Source organism: Microbulbifer sp. TB1203, assembly GCF_030997045.1.
Lineage (GTDB): Bacteria > Pseudomonadota > Gammaproteobacteria > Pseudomonadales > Cellvibrionaceae > Microbulbifer.
The window spans coordinates 3,902,058-3,921,134 of the sequence record NZ_CP116899.1; the positions used below are offsets into that span (position 1 = coordinate 3,902,058).

Here is a 19,077-nt window from a genome sequence, read left to right on the forward strand (position 1 = left end):
TGCGTCGTAGTCCTCAGTGATGGTAAGTGCGTTAAAGATATACCGGGCCCTGTGTGGCACAGCACGCTGAAGATAGCCCGGCATTTGTGATTGCGCGGCTGTGTTTCTCAGCAGCCAACACGCGCTAATGGGGTCGTCGATTCGCCACTTGAACCAGGCGAGCGCCGAACGCATTACGCTTGGTGATCTTCATCCATAATCTCCACTGTTTTCCTTATGAGTTTATCTGCGGGGATCCCGAGAGATGTGGAGATAGAGAGGATGGAAGTCAAAGAGGGTTGTCTCAGGCCTCGTTCCAGCATGGATATGAAAGTTCTGTCCAGGTTAGATTTAAAGGCCAGTTGCTCTTGAGTGAGTCCCTGGTCTGATCTGATCGTCTTCAGTACATAACCGAATGCTTCTTCAGGCTTCATGGTATCTCTCCTTCGATGCCTGAGTCTGCGGAGACGGAAGACTATGGTCGACGGACTATAGTCTACAAACTTGGCAATGAAGCTGTTATACTCGGTTGACCAACCAATTAGCGGTCTGATGGACTGCTACGTGAGTTATTCAGGTCTTTCAATGCGATCGGGGTGCAGCTGGGACGAGGGAAATCCGGGGCGATGTTCAAAGACATCTGAAGTTCCTTCAGGTCGGCTCAAATTTTACAACGAACATAAATCCGACTGTCGGAAAGGACCTAAATGCAATCACCAAGGCGGCGGGGATAAAAACTGAGCTTCTACTAAAGTTGAAAGTGGGGCGCTTGGATAAGGGTGTGTCGGAGGTAGTACAGGAATTTTCAGATAAGATTTATTCAATTCCGGAGAAGCACACCTCAGTCGCCTTAAAAATATTGGCTGAGAATTGGCCAAGAAAAGAGATAAGAATGCATATTCTGATCGAGGAGATTAGGCGCTATGGATAAGTATAAGGGGACAGCCATCGGTTCAAGGGTTTTAGATGATCGGAAAGATCATACCCGATCTGTGTTTCAGCTTCAGCCAGGGGTACCAGTCGATGTATTGCAGGAAGCCATCTGTCATCGACTGGAAATGCTGTCCGCTGTAGTAGGGGTAATGTCCAAGGCAGAGTTTACGTCTGCCGACGGCTGGCAGCTCCAGCGCTACGGCTGGGCTATGAGCGAAATGGTCGATGACTTAAAGGAATTATTCTATTCCGCGTGGGAAAAGAACCAGCCGAATCGACATGAGTAACGACTGTCTTTTGGGCCTGATTGCCTTTCGCCGAGCCGGACAACCCTAAATGCCGTTTTGTGGTGTTCAATATTTAAACGACATTAATTTCGGAGCGAAACGCCGCTATGCCTTCCTACATTTATTCGAAGTGGCACAATAGCCCAGCAGACAGTCCAGTTGAGTTTTACAGTGAACTCAACAATGACCGTTTTGAAACTAGAAAGGTAGAAGTTTTTAAAGATGGATCATTGGGGTTTTCGTCTGAAAAAGCATCATCTAAAACTACCAGGCTGGGAATTGTCGCTGTTCCACCACTGGCGGAAATAGCAAAGCAGCCTGAATTCGATATACATATCATCACGCCGCAACAGTTTGAAGAAAAATGGAAGGAGGCTCACGGTAAGTGAGCATAAATTAAGTTAATGGTGAAGTGACTTATCCACAGACAGTTGATTATGCCCTCCTTTGGTACCAATGCCGAAACCAGTGGCAGGCTGATGAATACAATCTCCCGTTGAAAACTGCGACAACTTTGAGGTTGGCGTTGGCTCAAGGCTTGAGTAAGTTTTCGATTTGGTCGATATTTCCGGTTTCAGCTATGAAAGGGAGCCGGAGGATATGGATAAGGCGTTATCATTTCAGGAGCACCGAGATAAATATAGTGCGTTACGCTCAGTGGTTTACTCGGAAGTTCCAAAGGCGATAAATATGCCCGGGGTTAAATTGACGCCTATAAATATGATAGCCTTGGAGAAGTATAAGTTGTGGCCCAATAATTCAAGAACTCCTCCAAATGGTGGCTGGGACTGGGATTCATGGGTGGCGCATTACAGAGGAAAACATCCGAAAAGATTCGAGGCGGCCATATGGTTCGGCTCTATTCTATGCGGACTTCTTTTGGGGAAAATGTCTGCCAAAAACGTACATGTGAGACTGGAAGTTCTCGAAGGGTCAACCGACACAGCGCACCCGCTGAAGGGTCGAGTGGCATATATAGCGCTATCTGCAGTCGAAATGTACGGGTACGCGTTGGGGGCGAAGGAAGCTCGAATTATTGATCCAGTTGATGGTGCTGTAAATAGTTATAAGAAGTTGGGTTATGAGCTATTCCAAGGTGCCAGTAAGAATGAACCGCGCTATTTAGCTAAAGTTTTATGAGGTTGTTTTTATGAGCCAGAAAAATGAAATTGTAGAAAAAGATCCTCAGGTAAAAAAAATAAAAGAATATTCCAGAAGGGTCGCATTGCTCAAGCCTGTAGTTGGCGCATATGAGCCTGAAGGGAAAATAAATAAAAATCCCCAAGATTCAGGCGGAGAGTGATTATGTGTGATGAGTCTGAGAAGGAGCCATCGCAAGTTGAAGCGCTAGAAAGGCTTAAGCAGAAGGCAAAAGAAATTAAGCAAAAAAATATCGTGCCTCCTGTAGATGAAGAAGAGCCAAGTGGAAGGATGTCTGGTGGTCCAGATAGCTTAGATTTATCTAACGACGAAGATGAAAAATAAGTGTTCGATAAGCAGTTATACGATCTCTGGGCATTGAGTAAATCAACCCAATGAATAATTATGGGGTTAGGTAGGCCTTACAATTTACATAAGTCGTGTCAAATGTAAGGCCTGACCCGAGGGTGTTCAAAACTCTGTGTCAGCCAAATAGTCTCACAGGCTGATGTATTTCTCCAGGCGGTCCGGGAAGTGGATCGTCAGCTGTGATAGCGTCAGGTTCCAGTTCTGAATCGGATGCGTCCATCGCTCGGAGGCTTTCAGTATACCGGCATAGAGCAGCTTGAGTAAGCTGTTCTCATTGGCAAAGCCGCCTTTGGTCTTAGTCAGCTTGCGGAACTGGCGGTGGACAGCCTCGACGGCGTTGGTGGTGTAAATCGCCGTACGCACGTAATCCGGGTATTTGAAGTAGGCCGACAGGGTCGGCCACTTGCTGCGCCAGGACTTGATCACCATTGGGTACTTATCGCCCCACTTGGCCTCCAGCTCGTCCAGGGCGCTCTCGGCGGCAGTGAGCGTTGCCGCTTTGTAAATGCACTTGAGGTCGGCCATGAAGACCTTCTGATTTTTTGAGGCGACGTATTTCATCGAGTTGCGGATCTGATGGATGATGCAGTGCTGGATCTCGGTGTTGGGATAGATGCTCTCGATGGCTTCAGGGAAGCCCTTCAGGCCGTCTACACAGGCAATCAGGATGTCCTTGACCCCGCGGTTGTGGAGGTCGGTAAGTACGCTCAGCCAGTGATGGGCGCCCTCCTGGTCGGACAGATAGAGCCCCAGCAGCTCTTTCTTGCCTTCGATGTTCAGGCCAAGAATGGTGTAGATGGCCTTGCTGACATAGCGGCCATTTTCCCTGATTTTGTAATGGATGGCGTCCAGCCAGACGATGGGATAGACGGCCTCCAGATCGCGCTCACGCCATGCCTGAAGCTCGGGCAGCAGCTTGTCTGTGATTGCGTTGATGGTGCCGTTGGAGAGTTCCATTCCGTAGATTTCGGCAATGTGTGTACGGATGTCCTGGTAGCTGTTACCCAGAGCAAATAGGGCGATAATCTTGCGCTCTAGTTCGTCGGTAAGCTGGGTCTGGTGCTTCTTGACGATCTGCGGCTCGAAGGTGCCAGCCCGATCCCGCGGCGCCTGCAGCTCGAAGCTGCCAGCGGGACTTTTCATAGTTTTGGACGTGGTGCCATTCTTGCGGTTGGGCTTGTCCTCGCTGGCGAGGTGCTCCTCCAGCTCCGCCTTCATGGCAGCTTCGGTGAGTTGTTTGATCAGTGGGGTCAGGATGCCGTCTTTGCCGCTGAGGTCTTTGCCCTCACGCAGCGCCTTGACAGCGGCATCCATGTCGAATGTAGGTTTGGTCATGAGTCATCTCTTTTTTGCGTATGGTAAAGAAATGACACAGAATTCTGAACACTACCCCTGACCCCGTCGGTGCCTTGACCCCGTCGGTGCCTCAGCGCGAAAATTCAGGACTGAGCGCGATCGCAAATATGGAAACATTTACACTGAAGCCGATACAGGCCCTGAGGGTTAGGTCTTACAATTTACATAAGCCATGTCAAATGTAAGGCCTGACCCCGTCAGCGTCCGATTTCAATCCAATCCTGCATTTCCCTGCATCCTTTCGTTTTTATGAGCAAAGAAAATTGTAACTCATTGATTTTTAATGGGATATGATTTTTATTTATGTATAAGATTTAGCGCTGAGCTAATTCGCGCCGCTTCGCGGCGTCTAATTGAGCGACTTGCTAAGCCTTTTGACTGAAAAAGAGAACCAGGCAGCTAAGCCAACAGCCAACATAAATAGCAAGGCTCCTGCTGATGTGGACTTACCCACAAACTCACTTCGCTCGTAAATCTTCTTACCGCTAACAGTTATTTCAATTACCTTGCCTGATGAAGGGGCATCTTTGAAATAAACAAAGGACGCTAATTCACCAATTAACAAGCTTTCCTGTTCATCAAAGCACCCTGTACGATAAGCAAATTCTTTTATGACGTGGAATCTAGTCTCATTGCCTTTTACTTTAATAAATGGTCTGGCGTATTTCCCAGTTGGGCATTCGGCATAAACGATAACCTCAGAAAAAATGGTCTCCGTAGATTTGCCTACGGGATCTCCGAACATCATTTTTACAGAGAGAGCGCCGAGGGCCAGTAGACAGAAAACTCTAAAAATAGTAACTAATATATTCATTTGCGGAAGGCATAACGTTGCCAACTGCGGCAGCCGGAACGCTTTTTGCGCGAAGCGCATTGTGTAGACTGTCCGTCAGCTTGGCCTAGTTATGTTTTTCATGAATTTGTCGTTTAGTGCCGCTCTAAGGTTGTTTGCTACCCACGCAGGACATATGGCCATCTCCTCCAAGTAGGCTGCTAGTTGCACCTCATTTATTTCGTGAGGTTTTTCCTGGCAGCGGACAAATGATTCTATATCACCTTTTATAGGATCACGCTTCTTCCATGCGATACTTTTCAAGACAGTATTTAGGAGCCCAGCAGCATCTGCATGAGAAAGAGAAAATCTATCCATGAGAGCATTAACTACCGCTTTAGCATGAGTGCTTACGCGTATTCTTGCGGCTTCTATCTCTTCTTTAGAATATTGCATGCCCTCACTCAAACATAACGAGGCTGTAGAAAAACTATTTCGGAGAATCAGCTCTTCCAGCCATATTTTGATTGATCATTGAACCCGATTAAAACACAGTCCTTTCACATAGTCATCCAATCTGCGCAGTCAATAGAGAGGCTTCGTCAAGAGCCTTCTGGCTCAGTGAATCGCTCCATAATTCATCAGCTTTTCAATGTTATGCACCAAACAGAACATCCGCCATTGCCCCTGGACCTTGTCCAGGCCGCGTAACGTGAATCGATTTAGGCCCTTGTTGGTGCCTGTATTGCCAAATACCGGCTCCACCACGGACATTCGGTGCCCGTAGATCAACTTTCCTTCCTGGCTGTCGATGCGTCGCTTCATCCAATCTGTCGCGGTGTGGCCATTGGTCACTGTAATCGATACCTGGCGACCGTGCCCCTCCCTTGTGTCGGCGGCACTTGGATTGCGCATACACTGGTCTTTCAGTTGGCAGCTGCGACAGTCGGTCAGGTTACCTTCAAAGATCAGTTTTCTTTTACCTTTGACAGGTCGAGATTCACCAACGAACCAAAGAGACTTTCCGGCCGGACAGATACAGATCTTGTTCTTGACATCGATTTGAAATTCGCTGGCCGGGATGATCTTCTTCTGGCCTTTGGCATTGTACTGATTTCGCTTGCCATACTTCTTTTTCTGCTTAGAGAAAGCTTTGTCTCTGGATCGGAACTTATTGTCAGGGATGTAGGCGTTGATGTTCTCTTTGCGGAGATAATCATTATTCTCCTCACTGGAGAACCCGGTATCTGCGGTTATGATTACCTGACTTTTGAGGATATCGTCATGGATTCCGGTATCACGATACCGCTTTCTGATACCGTCCAGAATCGACTTCAACGTATGCTGTTCCTGGCCGGAGCCAAAGGCCTGGGCTTCGACAATGATCTGGTGTTCCTTATCGACGGCGGCGATACCGTTGTAGCCCTGTATTGTGCCTTTGCTGGTGGTCATTTTGGCGGATTCGTTATCGGTGATGTTGCTCTTTACTTCTTTCTGGTTCTTTCCTTGCCCCTTCCTTGGGGTTGCCGTCTTTAGGAACTGATCAATCTTGTCGAAGTGCTTTTGGAGGGTTTCAGTGGCCTGGGCGAGCTGCTTCTTTCGGTCTCGCTCTTTGGGCTTTCGCCCGTCGAGCCGTTTGTGCTCTTCGATGCAATGCCGGATCTTCTTCTGGATTTTGTCTCGCTTCTGTTCCAGTTCTTTGAAAGTGCCGGAATGCTCTTTGGAGGCGTCTGAGGGCATCTTGCAGCCGTCAATGGCAAAGAGTTCATTGCCCAGTAGGCCCTGCTGGTCGCAGACAAGCAGTACCTGCTCGAAGACAGACTCAATGGCGTCGGGGTAGCCGCTGACAAAGCTCGCGATACTGGTGAAGTGGGGGACGGCGTCGCAGGAGAGGGCTTTGAAGATGATGTTGTTTTCACATTGCCACTGGATCTCGCGGCTGGAGGTGATGCCTTTGGCGTAGGCAAACAGGATGATCTTGAGCAGAATCGCTGGATCGTAAGCGGCTCTGCCGCCCTGATCATTGCTGTATTTGTCGTAGAAGGGGGAGAGGTCGATATGCCCGTCGATCAAACGGTGGAGAGTGAACTCGAAAGTGGCAGGCTGGAGTTGGTCTTCGAAGTTAATGACGACCATGGCGTCCTGGCTGTAGCTGTATTTTCTGAAATTTGGCATATCCCCTCCCTTTGAGGGTCAAATTTTACCAAAAAACGCTGAGTTTTAAGAGTTTTTCTACAGCCTGAACGCCTGTAGCTGCGGCAAATTGCGAGCGCAGCGAGTAATTTGTCCGACAGCCTACATTTGTTAGGCATTTTTTTGCGCGATTACATATAAGTGCAGATTTGGCCAATCGTCGTTTTCAAGGTGCCGACAAATGCAACCGCAGTCGCTCAATACATTCAAAAGAGCCGGAATGCCGAGCGCTGCATGATAAAGCTCTTGGCCAAGAAATGGGTTACTTCCATCCCCGGGCTCGTCAACTGCACCGCTAGTGAAGATAATAACCCCATCCTCTGTCAATGCGTCACATAGCTTACGGAGTACTATTTCTTGATATTCCAGCGGAACATGCCAAATGCTATACCACGCCGAAATGAAATCGTATTTTTCAGAAAAATCCCACTCACAAATATCAGCATGATGGAACACCACTTCTGGGTGTCTCTTCTTGGCATGCTTTAGCATCTCTATAGAAAAGTCGAGACCTTCAGCTTCAAAACCATGCTCAAGCATTAGATCAATAATGCGGCCACTACTTCCACAACCTATATCTATAGCTTTTCCCGTTTCTTTCGAAAGCTGCAATGCTCGCCTGTGTTGTTCTATACCATTTTCCCGGTTGAACTCCGAACCGTTCCAATGATCGGCGATTTTGTCGTAGTTGTTTGCTTGATCTATGGGATTCATCTTTATGCCTAACGCCCGCCATAAACGGCGCGAGGTACGAGCGTCCGGCGACCGAAGGGAGCGTATTTAATGGCCTGGTTATGCATTGTTGGAGGACCACCAAAGCAGGTAAGTAGCGAATAGATTAATTGCCACGCCCAATGGGGCAACGAAAATTATGGATGCTAAAGTGTACCCCCAGATGCTTTTTCGTTTGAAATACCAAATTACGCTACCAACAGCGGCACATACAACCACAGGAAGAAGCATGAGGGTCACGATATCTATTACTATTTCGACACTAAAACTAAATCCATGAGTTTTTGCAGACATGAGTACAAGGCCCAAGTAGCTGAGCAAATAACATACATATCCAACTACACCATACGTTCTAGACTTCATTGTTGAGGATGCTCTTCATTTGCATAACGCTGAGATCAAGGGCAGCCTACTATAAGCGCCTTTTATGCAAAAATGGGAGCGCAGCGACCGCGCAAAAGGTGCTTATAGTAGGCTGTCCCTTGGGTCGACTGGTTATTTGAGGGAGCTCCGATCCGCTGGATGATTGACACCATCTTCTGTGGGAACGCCCTCTATTTTTAGTGGATTTATATCTTTCAAACATGCCACATTAAAACCAAACTGATTTGGATTTGACCTTCTTTGGTGGTGTGTATATATCCCACAATTGCTACAAAAATAATGTTTTGCGGTATTTGTATTGAACTGGTACAACTTAAGGTATTTTTCACCTTTTATAATCTTGATTCCATCCAAAGATGCTGATGCTGCAATTGCCCCTCTTCTGCGGCACAAAGAACAATCACAGCGCCTAACATCTACTAAACCTTTCGGCAAGTCCACTTCAATTTCAACCAGGCCACAATGACAGGTAGCTAAGTGTTTTGGTTGAATTTTAACCCCATCAACTTCCTTTATATTTTCATTCATAGCTCAATCCTTGAAATCAAATAACGACCAAGCTCACCGGCGGCAATGGAGCGCAGCGGAATTGCCGTCCGAGTGCAGCGCCTTGTTAGCAGTTTATGCACTATCTTTTGTCCCCGTAAATAAGCCCTTGATCCACTTCCAGACGAAAATAAAAGGTACAAAAATGAGGAACCACAGTTTTTTGGCAAATATAGCGAGCAGAGCCAGCAACCCAGCACTAGTTTTTGCGGCAGCCTTACCCGTTATAAGTTTGTAAGCCAAAGCACCGGCTCCAACTGCGGCTACTGTATCTGTGCCTGGCACATAATCAGCATATTTCGAACCTTCATCATATTGATAGGCGGCTAAAGACGGGGACAGTGATTGTTGTGCATTGGCGAATTGATTGGGATTGCCCATCCAAACTATTTCGGCAAAACCCTTGCGGCCTAATTTCATTGCCTTTGCATTTACAATCGAGCTGCCTTCGCTTGTATGGGCAGCTATTGCCCAATATACAATTGCGTTCGCTTTATCGAGATACGGTTCTTGAGCCCAGCCATCAACATACAATTTCGGGTAGCCTTTTTCTTTTATTTTATTTGCCGCTTCTGTGCTTTTTTGTATTTCTTTCAGCAATTCGTCTTTGTCTATATGTTCCTCCCAATCATCCATTTTTACATAGCCGATATCATGGTAAGTGAAAAGAACCTGTGTATCTTGGCTAGGGCCATCAACGCGAACGATCAATGCATCAGGCTTGAACCCATCGTGCCCCTCAGAAATTCGCATGTATTTATGCGCCTCTGTACCTTTGAGCAAATACTCCTCGGAAGTTGTAGTGACTGAGGCATTGGAGCCAGTCAATTGATATTTACCAGGTTCCACCTGCCAGTCGAGAGCCTGTATTTTCTGAATCATGGCATTTTCATCCAACGCTGCTGCTTGAGTTGCAACTACGGCAAGCAGAGTTGCGAAAATCCATTGCAGGTAACTTGAGAGGTGGCCCCGGTTATTTGGCATGACTTTGTTCTCCTTTTTTTTTACTGCTAACGTCGCCATAAACGGCGCGAGCTCGCGAGCGTCCGGCGACCGTAGGGAGCGAATTTAATGGCCTTGTTCTGTGGCCCCGAAAGAAGTACACAAGCCTTACTACTGCATTGCATAGATTTTATACGCCTCCGAAACATCATGAGCAATGGCTGCAAAATCACTGCTATTCAGTTTGAAATTCAGGCAAGAAACTACCTCTTCCAGCTTAGCTATTTCCAGCTCTCTATTCCTGCTTTTAGCACTACCGCTCTTAAGTTGCGCCAAGCGTGACGCAACGGTAATCGATAGGCTTCCCCCAAAGGTTCTGAGGCTTTGAAGATCTGCGCCCTTATCAATCAGCCTCATTACGCTTTCAAATGCCCGATCTATGTCGGCCTTCTCGTATATCTTCATATTCGTATTGACACAGAACGCCTGCCACAGCGGCCGACAAATGTGGCGCGTAATTGCGACAGCAATTTAAGTGACACTTTTGGCGGTCCGTTGCTGGCACTTGTTAACTGAATACTTTAGAGAATAAGCCGCGTTTTTTCCCTAGTGTTTTGTAGCCAGAGTAATTTGTGGGAGAATAATTTGCTCCCTCAATATCAGCACCAGCGTTTAATGCATTGTTTACCGAATTGAACTCACTACTGCGAGTTACAATGCAATTGAATACCTCAGCTAACTCCGGCTCATTGTGGTAAATTTCCGATGCCATCTCAATACCAAGCTTATAGATTGGTTCTTCCTTGTATGAAAACTCATCTTCTTTTCCTTCGATACAATATGTATCCGGAAAGCCGAGATTAAACTTGTGACTAAGAGCAATTCGGCAAAATGCACTAGGGATGAATGCCGAAACTCTTTCCGCATCCTCAAGTTTTAGCCCCTGATCCTTCAGTGCTTCACTGATCTCAATGTCATCGCTTTCCTTCATTTCAAGAAAGACTGGCAATACTTCTTTGATTTTTTCTCGATCTATCATATTCAGTTAACAGTTTATTCAAAAGCCTGGGGCTTTATATCTCCTTGGCTACTATTTGCCGACCCTTTCAAAATCAGGAATTTAAATTTTCTTAGAATTCAAGGGCTTACCCAGTGCCGATCAAATTTTGGCCGGAATTATAAAGCCTCGGACTCAAGTCGCCTGATTATACCGTCGGCAATTGAATACAAGTAACCTTTCGGAAAATCAATAAGTTACGTAATACCGTCCGTAAATAGGAGCCTATGGCTCTTTAATTCAGTACTTGAGAGGGCTTATATTGACGTTCGCCCCCCTGTTTTACTTTTTTCGATCCAGTAGAGACCGCAATTATCCTGACACAGGGGGCCGGCCGTGGTAACCCGGACTTAATTTTCCTATCGATTCAACAACCCCTTAACCGCCTGCGGCAAATCCGCCGGCAAAATCACATTCTTGGCATTGTCAGACCGAGCCAGCTCCGACAGCGCGCTGATATAGCGCTCGCCCAGCAGATACATCACCGGCATTTCCTTATCGCCGATAGCGGAGGACACTCGCTCGATGGCCTCGCGGCTGGCATCGGCCAGTACCACCTGCGCTTTGGCATCGCGCTTGGACGCTTCCAGGCGGCCGTCCGCTTCGAGGATCGCGGCCTGTTTCTCGCCCTCGGCGCGGGTTACGGTGGCGCGGCGCTGGCGTTCTGCGGCGGCCTGCTCTTCCATGGCTTTCTGCATGGTGGCGGAGGGGTTGATGTCCTGGATCTCTACGGTCTTCAGGTTGATGCCCCAGTCGGCGATATCGTCGGAGATGCCCTCTTTCAGTTTCGCCTTGATCAGGTCGCGGGACGATAGCGCCGCGTCGAGGGACATCTCGCCGACGATGGAGCGCAGTGCGGTCTGCACCAGGTTCTGGATCGCCACCGTGTAGTCCTCGACACCGTACACGGCCTTCTCCGGTGAGACGATATTGATATAGGCCACGGCGTTGGCAATGATGGTGGCGTTGTCCTGGGTGATCACTTCCTGGGAGGGGATGTCCAGCACGATGTCCTTGGTGGTCACTTTGTAGGGCACCTGGTCCACGTAGGGAATGATCACGTTCATGCCCGGCGCCAGTGTCTTGTGGAATTTGCCCAGGCGCTGGACGATATGTTTGGAGCCCTGCGGCACTATGCGCACGCCCATGGCGATGGTGACGATGATCAGTACTACGAGCGCCAGAATGACCGATAAACCTTCCACTGCTATTTTCCCCTCCCGGGTCGAAAATCTATAAAAAATTGAGTTGGTTCTTGCTTTGTGAATCTATGAATAACGTTATCTCGTCACTCCGGCGCAGGCCGGAGTCCAGGGGTTCGCGGCCTTCTGGATTAGGTGGCGCTCCTGCGCCACGCCCTTCGGGCCATTCGCTTCGCGAATGCTCGCTACGGCATCCATGCCTCCGCAGTCCGGCCTGCGCCGGAATGACGATCCTCGGCAGTTCCTCAAATACGGGCCACGATCAGCGTATTGCCGGAGATATCGGTCACCCGCACCCGGTCGCCGATGGCCACCTCGTCTGTGCAGATAAACTGCCACTCGTCCTCGCCGAGAATCGGTGCGGGGAACTTGAGCCGGCCGCGGCTGCGGCCCGTGTTGGATTCGATCGCCAGCCCCACCTGCCCGGCCAGGGCTTCCGCGGCCATGCCGGAGGTGGTGCGGTCCTTCCACTGTGGGCGAATGAATTTTAACCAGCCGATCAGCAGCGCGATGGAGGCGCCGGCCCACAGCAACAGTTGCAGGGTGATCGGCATATCCACGACGATCAGCAGTGCGCCCATCAGCAGCGCGGCGAGGCCGAACCAGAAGAGAATGAACCCGGAAACGAAGATTTCCGCGGTGACCAGCAGCAGGCCGAGAACCAGCCAGTGCCAGTAGGCGATATGTGCGTTGAGCCAGTCCAGCATGTTGGCCACGTCTCCCTTTTGAGCACTATTTGGCATTGATTATGCCAAAACTTTGGCATCTGGCGCGGAAAATTTCGGCTTCTGCGGCTGGCGGCTCCGGCGGGCCCTGCCAAATTGCACACCTGAGAGGTCAGCTTGATGAATAGGGCGTCAGTCGCCCATTCGGTCATCTCTATCGCCTGTTGCCTCTCGATGAAGCTGATATACTTCGGCCTGGCAACGACGATATAGGAGCTGCCTTATGGCTACGGCATCTTTTGAGAAGAGCTTTGTGGTCACGGATAGGGAGTCCATAGACCGGATTCACCAGGATCTGACACACCCCCGTCAAGTCAGGATCATCAAGCGCGACTACAAGGCCGAGAGCGCACGGGGTATCCAACTATTAAAACAACGATTGTCCAACTCAAAGACCTGCTGACGGAGCTCGACGAACCGCAAGTCGTCGAGCTCCTCGGCAGCTTCTCCTGCCCTCGCAACCCCGATGTAGAAAACTTCCTCACCCAATCCACCAAGTCCATACGGTTTGAATTGACGGGTAATGCCCGCACTTACCTGATTCTGGACAATACCGACGGTGCGATCCTCGCCTACTTCTCGATCACGTTTAAGGAGTTGATCCTGGACGGTGCGAAGCTGGCCAAAGCTGAGGTTCGCAGGATGGACGGTATCAGGAGGGATGCTGAGCGCATTCGAGCCTATCTGATTGGCCAACTCGGCAAAAATGCCGGCATCCCAAACAACCGTATTCGCCTCGCTGACATTCTGGAGGAGATTTATTCGGTCATATCGCAGGCGAGAGCGTTGATAGGTGGCAGGATCATCTTCCTGGAGTGCGAGGACGATGACCGCCTCATAGCGCTGTACCAGGACTACGGCTTCAAGTTGATAGAGTCAGAAGGTGAAGGGTCTCCGCGGCTCAGGACCATGTACACCCACATAACGGAATGACCCAGCCCAAGCGCTTCGAGGTGTCGGCAGCACACAAAAGGCCTATCACCCCAGCCGCAACCACAACAGTGCCCCCTTCCCGCCGCCCATGTACAATACCGGCCCAGATTTCTGGTTCAGCAGGCTCACCATGAAGGATCGCAAAACCACCCACTTCGGCTATCGGGAAGTCCCGGTGGAAGAGAAGGCCGGCCGCGTGGCGGAGGTTTTCCACTCGGTCGCGTCGCGCTACGACCTGATGAACGACCTGATGTCCGGCGGCGTCCACCGGCTGTGGAAGCGCTTCACCATCGAGCTTTCCGGCGCCCGCCCGGGTCAGACGATCCTGGATATTGCCGGCGGCACCGGCGACCTCACCGCGCGCTTCTCGCGTATCGTCGGCGCCGAGGGCCAGGTGGTGCTGGCGGATATCAACGAGTCCATGCTCAAGGTGGGCCGCGACCGGCTGCTGGACCGCGGCATCGCCGGCAATGTGGTGCCGGTGCAGGCGGACGCCCAGTACCTGCCCTTCCCCGACAACACCTTCGATTGCATCACCATCGCCTTCGGCCTGCGCAATGTCACCGATAAGGACCTGGCGCTGCGCTCCATGCTGCGGGTGCTCAAGCCCGGCGGCCGCCTGCTGGTGCTGGAATTTTCCAAGCCGCAGTCCAAACTGCTGGAGAAGGTCTACGACCAGTACTCCTTCCGCCTGCTGCCCACCATGGGCCGCCTGATTGCCGGTGATGCGGAGAGCTACCGCTACCTGGCGGAGAGCATCCGCATGCACCCGGACCAGGAGGCCTTGCTGGGCATGATGCGCGAGGCCGGTTTCGTGGACTGCGAGTATCACAATATGACCGGCGGCATAGTCGCACTGCACAAAGGTCTCAAGCCCTGATGGACCCGACCCTGCGCGCGGGCTTCGAAGCCGCGCTGGAAACCGCCGTCAACACCGCGCTGAAATACGATCCCGGCACCCGTGTCCGGCTGGCAGAACTGAGCGGCGAGGTGCTGGCCCTGGAGCTGTCCGCGCCGCGCCTGAATCTCTTCCTGTGTATCGAGGATGAGTGGGTCGCCGTGCGCCACCAGTGGGAGGGGGAGGTCACCACCGAGCTCCGCGGTTCCGCTACCGCCTTCCTGCGGCTGCTGCGCGATACCGATGTCACCCCCGCCAGCCTGGGAGTGACGGTTATCGGTTCCAGCACCTTTCTCGCCGAACTGCAGGAGATACTGCACGACCTGGACATCGACTGGGAGGAACCCCTGGCGCAGCTGATCGGTGACGTGCCGGCGCACACCCTGGGCGAGGCCCTGCGCTCCGCCGGCCACTGGCTGCGCGGTCAGTTGCAAGTCGCGCCCGGGGCCGCCGCCGAGGCGGTGAGCGAGGAGTGGCGCCTCACCCCCCCCAAGGCGCAGTTCGACGCCTTCGCCGAGGACCTGTCGGAACTGGCGATGGCCACCGAGCGGTTGGAGGCCCGGGTACAGCTGCTGCGGGAAAAGTTCGCGCATCGGGGGGCGGAATAGCGGTGCCGGTTGCACGCAGTCTCACCATCGCGCGGGTCTTCCTGCGCTACCGCCTCGACGAGCTGTTGCCGGCGTCCCGCCGCCCCCTGTGGCTGCGGGTCCTGTGGGCGCCGCTGAAGATAATGCCACGGTCGAAAATGGCCCGCGGCGAGCGCCTGCGCCGGGCGCTGGAGGAACTGGGGCCGATTTTCGTGAAGTTCGGCCAGCTGCTCTCCACCCGCCCGGATCTGTTGCCGCCGGATATCGTCGAGGAGCTGGACCAGCTGCAGGACAACGTGCCCCCCTTTCCCGAGGACCAGTGCGTCGCCCTGATCGAAAAGGCCCTGGGCGCCCCGGTGGGCGAGCTGTTCGCCAGCTTCGAGCGCAAACCCATGGCCTCCGCCTCGGTGGCCCAGGTGCACGCCGCTGTGCTGCCAAGTGGCGAGTCCGTGGTGGTGAAGGTACTGCGTCCGGGCATCGACAAAATCATCCAGCAGGACCTGCGCCTGCTCGGCCTGCTCGCCCGCGGCATGGCGCGTTTCCTGCCCGAGGGCCGGCGCCTGCGCCCGGTGGAGGTGGTGGACGACTACCGGTTCACCATCCAGGGGGAGCTGGACCTGGTGCGCGAGGGGGCCAACGCCACCCAGCTCCGGCGCAACTTCGCCAAATCCCCCCTCCTCTATATCCCCGAAGTCTATTGGGACTACACCCGGGTGAACGTGCTGGTGCTGGAGCGCATCGACGGCATCCCGGTCACCGACGTGGCGCAGCTGCACGCACAGAACACCGATATGCACCTGCTCGCCGAGCGCGGTGTGGAGATATTCTTCAAGCAGGTGTTCGAGCACAACTTCTTCCACGCGGACATGCATCCGGGCAATATCTTCGTGTCCCGCGAGCATCCGCAGAGGCCACAATATATCGCTGTGGATACCGCCATCGTCGGCAGCCTGACGCGGGAGGACCAGTACTACCTGGCGCGCAACCTGCTGGCCATGTTCCGCCGCGACTACCGCATGGTGGCCGAACTGCACGTGCAGAGCGGCTGGGTGCGGCGGAACACGCCGGTCAACGACTTCGAGGCGTCCATCCGCGCGGTGTGTGAGCCCATCTTCGAGAAGCCGCTGGGGGAGATCTCCTTCGCCCGGGTGCTGATCAGCCTGTTCCAGACCGCGCGCCGCTTCGATATGGAGGTGCAGCCGCAGCTGGTCCTGCTGCAGAAGACCCTGCTCAATATCGAGGGCCTGGGGCGGCAGCTTTATCCGCAACTGGATCTGTGGAAGACTGCCCATCCATTCCTGGAGCGCTGGATGCGGGATCGCCTCCACCCCAGGACTATCGTCGGCGAGATCCGGCGCTACGGCCCCGAGTGGCTGGAGAAGTTGCCGCAGCTGCCGCATCTCGCCTTCTCCGCCCTGGAACATGCCCGCGAGCTGGCGCCGCAGATACGCGGGGTGGGCGAGCAACTGGAACAGAGCCGCCGCCGCGGCCGCCAGCGCTACGCCCGGCGGGTGGCGGGGGTTATATTGGCGGCGGGCGCCCTGCTGCTGGCCGCCCCGGGCCTGCTGGCCCAGCTGCCCACAGCCAGCTGGCTCCTGGGTGCCGCGGCCCTGGCGCTACTGCTCTGGCCATAACCCCCGGGACCGCGGAGCTCCAGCTCCGCATCGCGGGCCGCAGGCCCGCCTGGAAGCTGGGAGCGCCGAGCTCCAGCTCGGCAGCGGGCCCCCGGCCCGCCCAACCTACAATATATGAAGGTCTACAGGACATTGAGTAAAGAGAGCCCCTTGAACGAAGCCGACTTCACCCAACAGGTCGCCTGGAACAGCGACGGCCTGGTCCCCGCCATAGCGCAGGACTTCAAGACCGGCCGCATACTGATGATGGCCTGGATGAACCGCGAGGCACTGCGCCTCACCGCCAGTGAAGGGCGCGCCGTCTACTGGTCGCGCTCCCGCGGCAAACTGTGGCGCAAGGGCGAAACCTCCGGCCACGAACAGCAGGTGCATGAAATCCGTCTGGATTGCGATGCCGATGCCGTATTATTGCTGGTGGAACAGAAAGGCGGCATTGCCTGTCATACCGGGCGCGCCAGCTGCTTCTACCGGGTACTGCAGGGCGGCGAATGGCGAGTGAGCCAGCCAGTGATCAAGAGCCCGGAAAGCATCTATGAGTGATCTGCTGAAACAGCTGGACGCAGTGCTGGAAAGCCGCAAGCGCAAGAGCGATGCGGAGAACTCCTATGTGGCCAGCCTGCACCGCAAGGGCCTGAACAAGATCCTGGAAAAAGTCGGCGAGGAAGCCACCGAGGTCATCCTCGCCGCCAAGGATGCCGAGCGCGGCGGCGATAAAAAGGCGATGATCGCTGAAACCGCCGACCTCTGGTTCCATTCCCTGGTGATGCTCTCGCACCTGGGGGCAGACTCGCAGGATGTGCTGAACGAACTCGCGCGCCGCTTCGGCCTCTCGGGACTGGAAGAAAAAGCCTCGCGCACGAAAGATTAACCCTGTAGGAGCCTGCTTGCAGGCGAAACAAAACCTGGAGAAAACCATGGGATTCGGTGGAATAAGCATCTGGCAGCTGCTGATCATTCTGGTAATCGTACTGCTGCTGTTCGGCACCAAGCGCCTGCGCAACCTGGGCGGCGACCTGGGCGGCGCCCTCAAGGGCTTCCGCAAGGCAATGAAAGACGAGGACAAGGAAGAAGAGGAGGAAGAAAAAAAAGAGCCTGGGCGCCTGGAGGGCAAGGAATCGGAAAAGCCGCAGCACAAAGAGCAGGCGGAAAAAGACAAACAGTCCCAGGACAAATAACGCGAGCGCCTCTCCGTGTTTGATATCGGTTTCTTCGAACTGCTACTGATAGCGGTTGTTGCCCTGCTGGTGATTGGCCCCGAGCGCCTGCCCGACGCGGTGCGCACCACCGCGCGCTGGTGGTCCGGCCTCAAGCGCACTCTGCACAACGCCCGCGAGGAGCTGGAGCGGGAAGTGGGCGCCGACGATATCCGTCGCGAACTGCACAACGAGCGCGTGATGCGGGAGCTGGAAGAGAGCCGCCGGGAAATGGAGCAGGCCCTCAGCGGAGAGGACGAGAAAGACGAGCGGAAACCCCGCTGGCGGCGGGACAAAGAGGAGGACTACCTGCCGGAACAGGACGAGGAAAACGAAGAAAACCTGGAAGACCCGGAATATCCCGAACACCTGCACGACCACGGCGACCCGGAGCTGAACCCGGATCACCCCGACCACCAGAAAAAAGAACAGTCCCCGAAGGATAAAGACGAGCGTTCATGAGCGAGCAGCCCCAGCCCTTTATCGACCACCTGATCGAACTGCGCGACCGACTGCTGCGGGTACTGGTGGTCGTGGTGGCCATCTTTGCGGCCATGGTGCCCTTCGCTGCGGAAATTTACGATTTCGTTGCCGAGCCGCTGCAGGCCCGCCTCGCCGATGGCACCGGCATGATCGCCACCGAGGTCACCTCTCCCTTCCTGACCCCATTCAAGACTTCCTTCGTACTGGCTTTTTTCATCGCCGTTCCCTACGTGCTCTACCAGGCCTGGGCCTTTATCGCCCCGGGCCTGTACAAAAGCGAAAAGCGCGTGGCCGTCCCTATCCTGGTGAGCAGCATCGTGCTCTTCTACGCGGGGATGGCGTTCGCCTACTACGTGGTCTTCCCGATCATCTTCGACTTTTTTGTCGGTTCGGCGCACTCCGATATCACGGTGATGCCCGATATCCGCAGCTACCTGGACCTGGTGCTGAAGCTTTTCTTCGCCTTCGGATTCGCCTTCGAAATCCCCATCGCCACCGTGCTGCTGATCTGGAGCGGCGCCGTGGATGCCCGGGTCCTGGCCAGCAAGCGCCCCTATGTGATCGTGGGTTGTTTCGTGTTCGGCATGCTGCTCACTCCCCCGGATGTGATCTCCCAATCCCTGCTGGCAGTGCCCATGTGGCTGCTGTTCGAGGTGGGCATCCTCTTCGGGCGCTGGATAACATCGGACAGCAAAAAAGAAAGCACCTGACAAAAATAGCGCTGACTGTAGG

26 protein-coding genes are annotated in these 19,077 nt (G+C 53.4%); 14 read left to right on the top strand and 12 right to left on the bottom strand.

Going from position 1 to position 19,077, the window contains the following annotated elements; genetic code table 11:
- Positions 1-173: 173 nt before the first annotated feature.
- Complete coding sequence (locus PP263_RS16570) at positions 174-413, bottom strand: helix-turn-helix domain-containing protein (RefSeq protein ID WP_374693672.1); 240 nt, start codon at positions 411-413, stop codon at positions 174-176.
- A gap of 489 nt (positions 414-902) precedes the next feature.
- Between PP263_RS16570 and PP263_RS16575 the strand changes: the two genes are divergently transcribed.
- From PP263_RS16575 to PP263_RS16595, 5 genes are all read left to right on the top strand, one after another.
- Complete coding sequence (locus PP263_RS16575; protein ID WP_308364857.1) at positions 903-1,199, top strand: hypothetical protein; 297 nt, start codon at positions 903-905, stop codon at positions 1,197-1,199.
- Between the two features lie 107 nt (positions 1,200-1,306).
- Positions 1,307-1,588 (top strand): hypothetical protein, encoded by a 282-nt coding sequence (locus tag PP263_RS16580; protein WP_308364859.1) that lies wholly within the window; start codon positions 1,307-1,309, stop codon positions 1,586-1,588.
- A gap of 211 nt (positions 1,589-1,799) precedes the next feature.
- Complete coding sequence (locus tag PP263_RS16585; protein ID WP_308364861.1) at positions 1,800-2,339, top strand: hypothetical protein; 540 nt, start codon at positions 1,800-1,802, stop codon at positions 2,337-2,339.
- A 10-nt stretch (positions 2,340-2,349) separates the two neighbouring features.
- Positions 2,350-2,502: a hypothetical protein gene (locus PP263_RS16590; protein ID WP_308364863.1), complete on the top strand. Its 153-nt coding sequence runs from the start codon at positions 2,350-2,352 to the stop codon at positions 2,500-2,502.
- A gap of 2 nt (positions 2,503-2,504) precedes the next feature.
- Positions 2,505-2,684, top strand: coding sequence for a hypothetical protein (locus PP263_RS16595; RefSeq protein ID WP_308364865.1), 180 nt, complete (start codon positions 2,505-2,507; stop codon positions 2,682-2,684).
- A gap of 153 nt (positions 2,685-2,837) precedes the next feature.
- Here PP263_RS16595 and PP263_RS16600 read toward each other — a convergent pair whose 3' ends face one another.
- The 11 genes from PP263_RS16600 to PP263_RS16650 form a co-directional block, all read right to left on the bottom strand.
- Positions 2,838-4,043: an IS256 family transposase gene (locus tag PP263_RS16600; protein ID WP_308364866.1), complete on the bottom strand. Its 1,206-nt coding sequence runs from the start codon at positions 4,041-4,043 to the stop codon at positions 2,838-2,840.
- Between the two features lie 370 nt (positions 4,044-4,413).
- Entirely contained in the window at positions 4,414-4,938 is a 525-nt protein-coding gene (locus PP263_RS16605; RefSeq protein ID WP_308364868.1) for a hypothetical protein, read from the bottom strand.
- A 15-nt stretch (positions 4,939-4,953) separates the two neighbouring features.
- Positions 4,954-5,292, bottom strand: coding sequence for a hypothetical protein (locus PP263_RS16610; RefSeq protein ID WP_308364871.1), 339 nt, complete (start codon positions 5,290-5,292; stop codon positions 4,954-4,956).
- A 162-nt stretch (positions 5,293-5,454) separates the two neighbouring features.
- Complete coding sequence (locus PP263_RS16615) at positions 5,455-7,011, bottom strand: IS1182 family transposase (protein ID WP_308364873.1); 1,557 nt, start codon at positions 7,009-7,011, stop codon at positions 5,455-5,457.
- Positions 7,012-7,140: 129 nt separating this feature from the next.
- Positions 7,141-7,743 carry a class I SAM-dependent methyltransferase gene (locus tag PP263_RS16620; RefSeq protein ID WP_308364874.1) on the bottom strand — a complete coding sequence of 201 codons (603 nt, stop codon included), beginning with the start codon at positions 7,741-7,743 and terminating at the stop codon, positions 7,141-7,143.
- A 513-nt stretch (positions 7,744-8,256) separates the two neighbouring features.
- The gene (locus PP263_RS16625; RefSeq protein ID WP_183464081.1) at positions 8,257-8,673 is read right to left on the bottom strand and encodes a GFA family protein; all 417 of its coding nucleotides are present in this window, start codon (positions 8,671-8,673) and stop codon (positions 8,257-8,259) included.
- A gap of 93 nt (positions 8,674-8,766) precedes the next feature.
- Positions 8,767-9,714: a DUF2167 domain-containing protein gene (locus PP263_RS16630; protein WP_308364876.1), complete on the bottom strand. Its 948-nt coding sequence runs from the start codon at positions 9,712-9,714 to the stop codon at positions 8,767-8,769.
- A gap of 90 nt (positions 9,715-9,804) precedes the next feature.
- On the bottom strand, positions 9,805-10,098 hold the full coding sequence (locus tag PP263_RS16635) for a hypothetical protein (RefSeq protein ID WP_308364878.1): 294 nt from the start codon (positions 10,096-10,098) through the stop codon (positions 9,805-9,807).
- 103 nt (positions 10,099-10,201) lie between these two features.
- Complete coding sequence (locus tag PP263_RS16640; RefSeq protein WP_308364879.1) at positions 10,202-10,672, bottom strand: hypothetical protein; 471 nt, start codon at positions 10,670-10,672, stop codon at positions 10,202-10,204.
- A gap of 377 nt (positions 10,673-11,049) precedes the next feature.
- Positions 11,050-11,895, bottom strand: coding sequence for an SPFH domain-containing protein (locus tag PP263_RS16645; RefSeq protein ID WP_308364881.1), 846 nt, complete (start codon positions 11,893-11,895; stop codon positions 11,050-11,052).
- A 242-nt stretch (positions 11,896-12,137) separates the two neighbouring features.
- Positions 12,138-12,635 (bottom strand): NfeD family protein, encoded by a 498-nt coding sequence (locus PP263_RS16650; RefSeq protein WP_308364882.1) that lies wholly within the window; start codon positions 12,633-12,635, stop codon positions 12,138-12,140.
- A gap of 495 nt (positions 12,636-13,130) precedes the next feature.
- Between PP263_RS16650 and PP263_RS16655 the strand changes: the two genes are divergently transcribed.
- The 9 genes from PP263_RS16655 to tatC all read left to right on the top strand — a co-directional run bounded on the left by PP263_RS16655 (position 13,131) and on the right by tatC (position 19,055).
- Complete coding sequence (locus PP263_RS16655) at positions 13,131-13,550, top strand: hypothetical protein (RefSeq protein WP_308364883.1); 420 nt, start codon at positions 13,131-13,133, stop codon at positions 13,548-13,550.
- Between the two features lie 130 nt (positions 13,551-13,680).
- Positions 13,681-14,430 carry a bifunctional demethylmenaquinone methyltransferase/2-methoxy-6-polyprenyl-1,4-benzoquinol methylase UbiE gene (gene ubiE / locus PP263_RS16660; RefSeq protein ID WP_308364884.1) on the top strand — a complete coding sequence of 250 codons (750 nt, stop codon included), beginning with the start codon at positions 13,681-13,683 and terminating at the stop codon, positions 14,428-14,430.
- On the top strand, positions 14,430-15,056 hold the full coding sequence (locus PP263_RS16665; protein ID WP_308364885.1) for an SCP2 sterol-binding domain-containing protein: 627 nt from the start codon (positions 14,430-14,432) through the stop codon (positions 15,054-15,056). Before ubiE ends, PP263_RS16665 begins: the two co-directional genes overlap by 1 nt.
- Positions 15,057-15,058: 2 nt before the next feature.
- Positions 15,059-16,669, top strand: a complete 1,611-nt coding sequence (gene ubiB, locus PP263_RS16670; protein ID WP_308364886.1) for a ubiquinone biosynthesis regulatory protein kinase UbiB — start codon at positions 15,059-15,061, stop codon at positions 16,667-16,669.
- A gap of 150 nt (positions 16,670-16,819) precedes the next feature.
- A complete protein-coding gene (gene hisI, locus PP263_RS16675) occupies positions 16,820-17,209 on the top strand; it encodes a phosphoribosyl-AMP cyclohydrolase (protein WP_308364887.1) in 390 nt (129 codons plus the stop codon).
- A complete protein-coding gene (locus PP263_RS16680; RefSeq protein ID WP_308364888.1) occupies positions 17,202-17,537 on the top strand; it encodes a phosphoribosyl-ATP diphosphatase in 336 nt (111 codons plus the stop codon). The genes hisI and PP263_RS16680 overlap by 8 nt, the downstream gene beginning before the upstream one ends.
- A 46-nt stretch (positions 17,538-17,583) precedes the next feature.
- Positions 17,584-17,844: a Sec-independent protein translocase subunit TatA gene (gene tatA / locus PP263_RS16685; protein ID WP_183458276.1), complete on the top strand. Its 261-nt coding sequence runs from the start codon at positions 17,584-17,586 to the stop codon at positions 17,842-17,844.
- A 15-nt stretch (positions 17,845-17,859) separates the two neighbouring features.
- Positions 17,860-18,324 (top strand): Sec-independent protein translocase protein TatB, encoded by a 465-nt coding sequence (tatB, locus tag PP263_RS16690; protein ID WP_183457855.1) that lies wholly within the window; start codon positions 17,860-17,862, stop codon positions 18,322-18,324.
- The gene (gene tatC / locus PP263_RS16695) at positions 18,321-19,055 is read left to right on the top strand and encodes a twin-arginine translocase subunit TatC (protein ID WP_308364891.1); all 735 of its coding nucleotides are present in this window, start codon (positions 18,321-18,323) and stop codon (positions 19,053-19,055) included. Before tatB ends, tatC begins: the two co-directional genes overlap by 4 nt.
- The last annotated feature ends 22 nt before the right edge of the window (positions 19,056-19,077 follow it).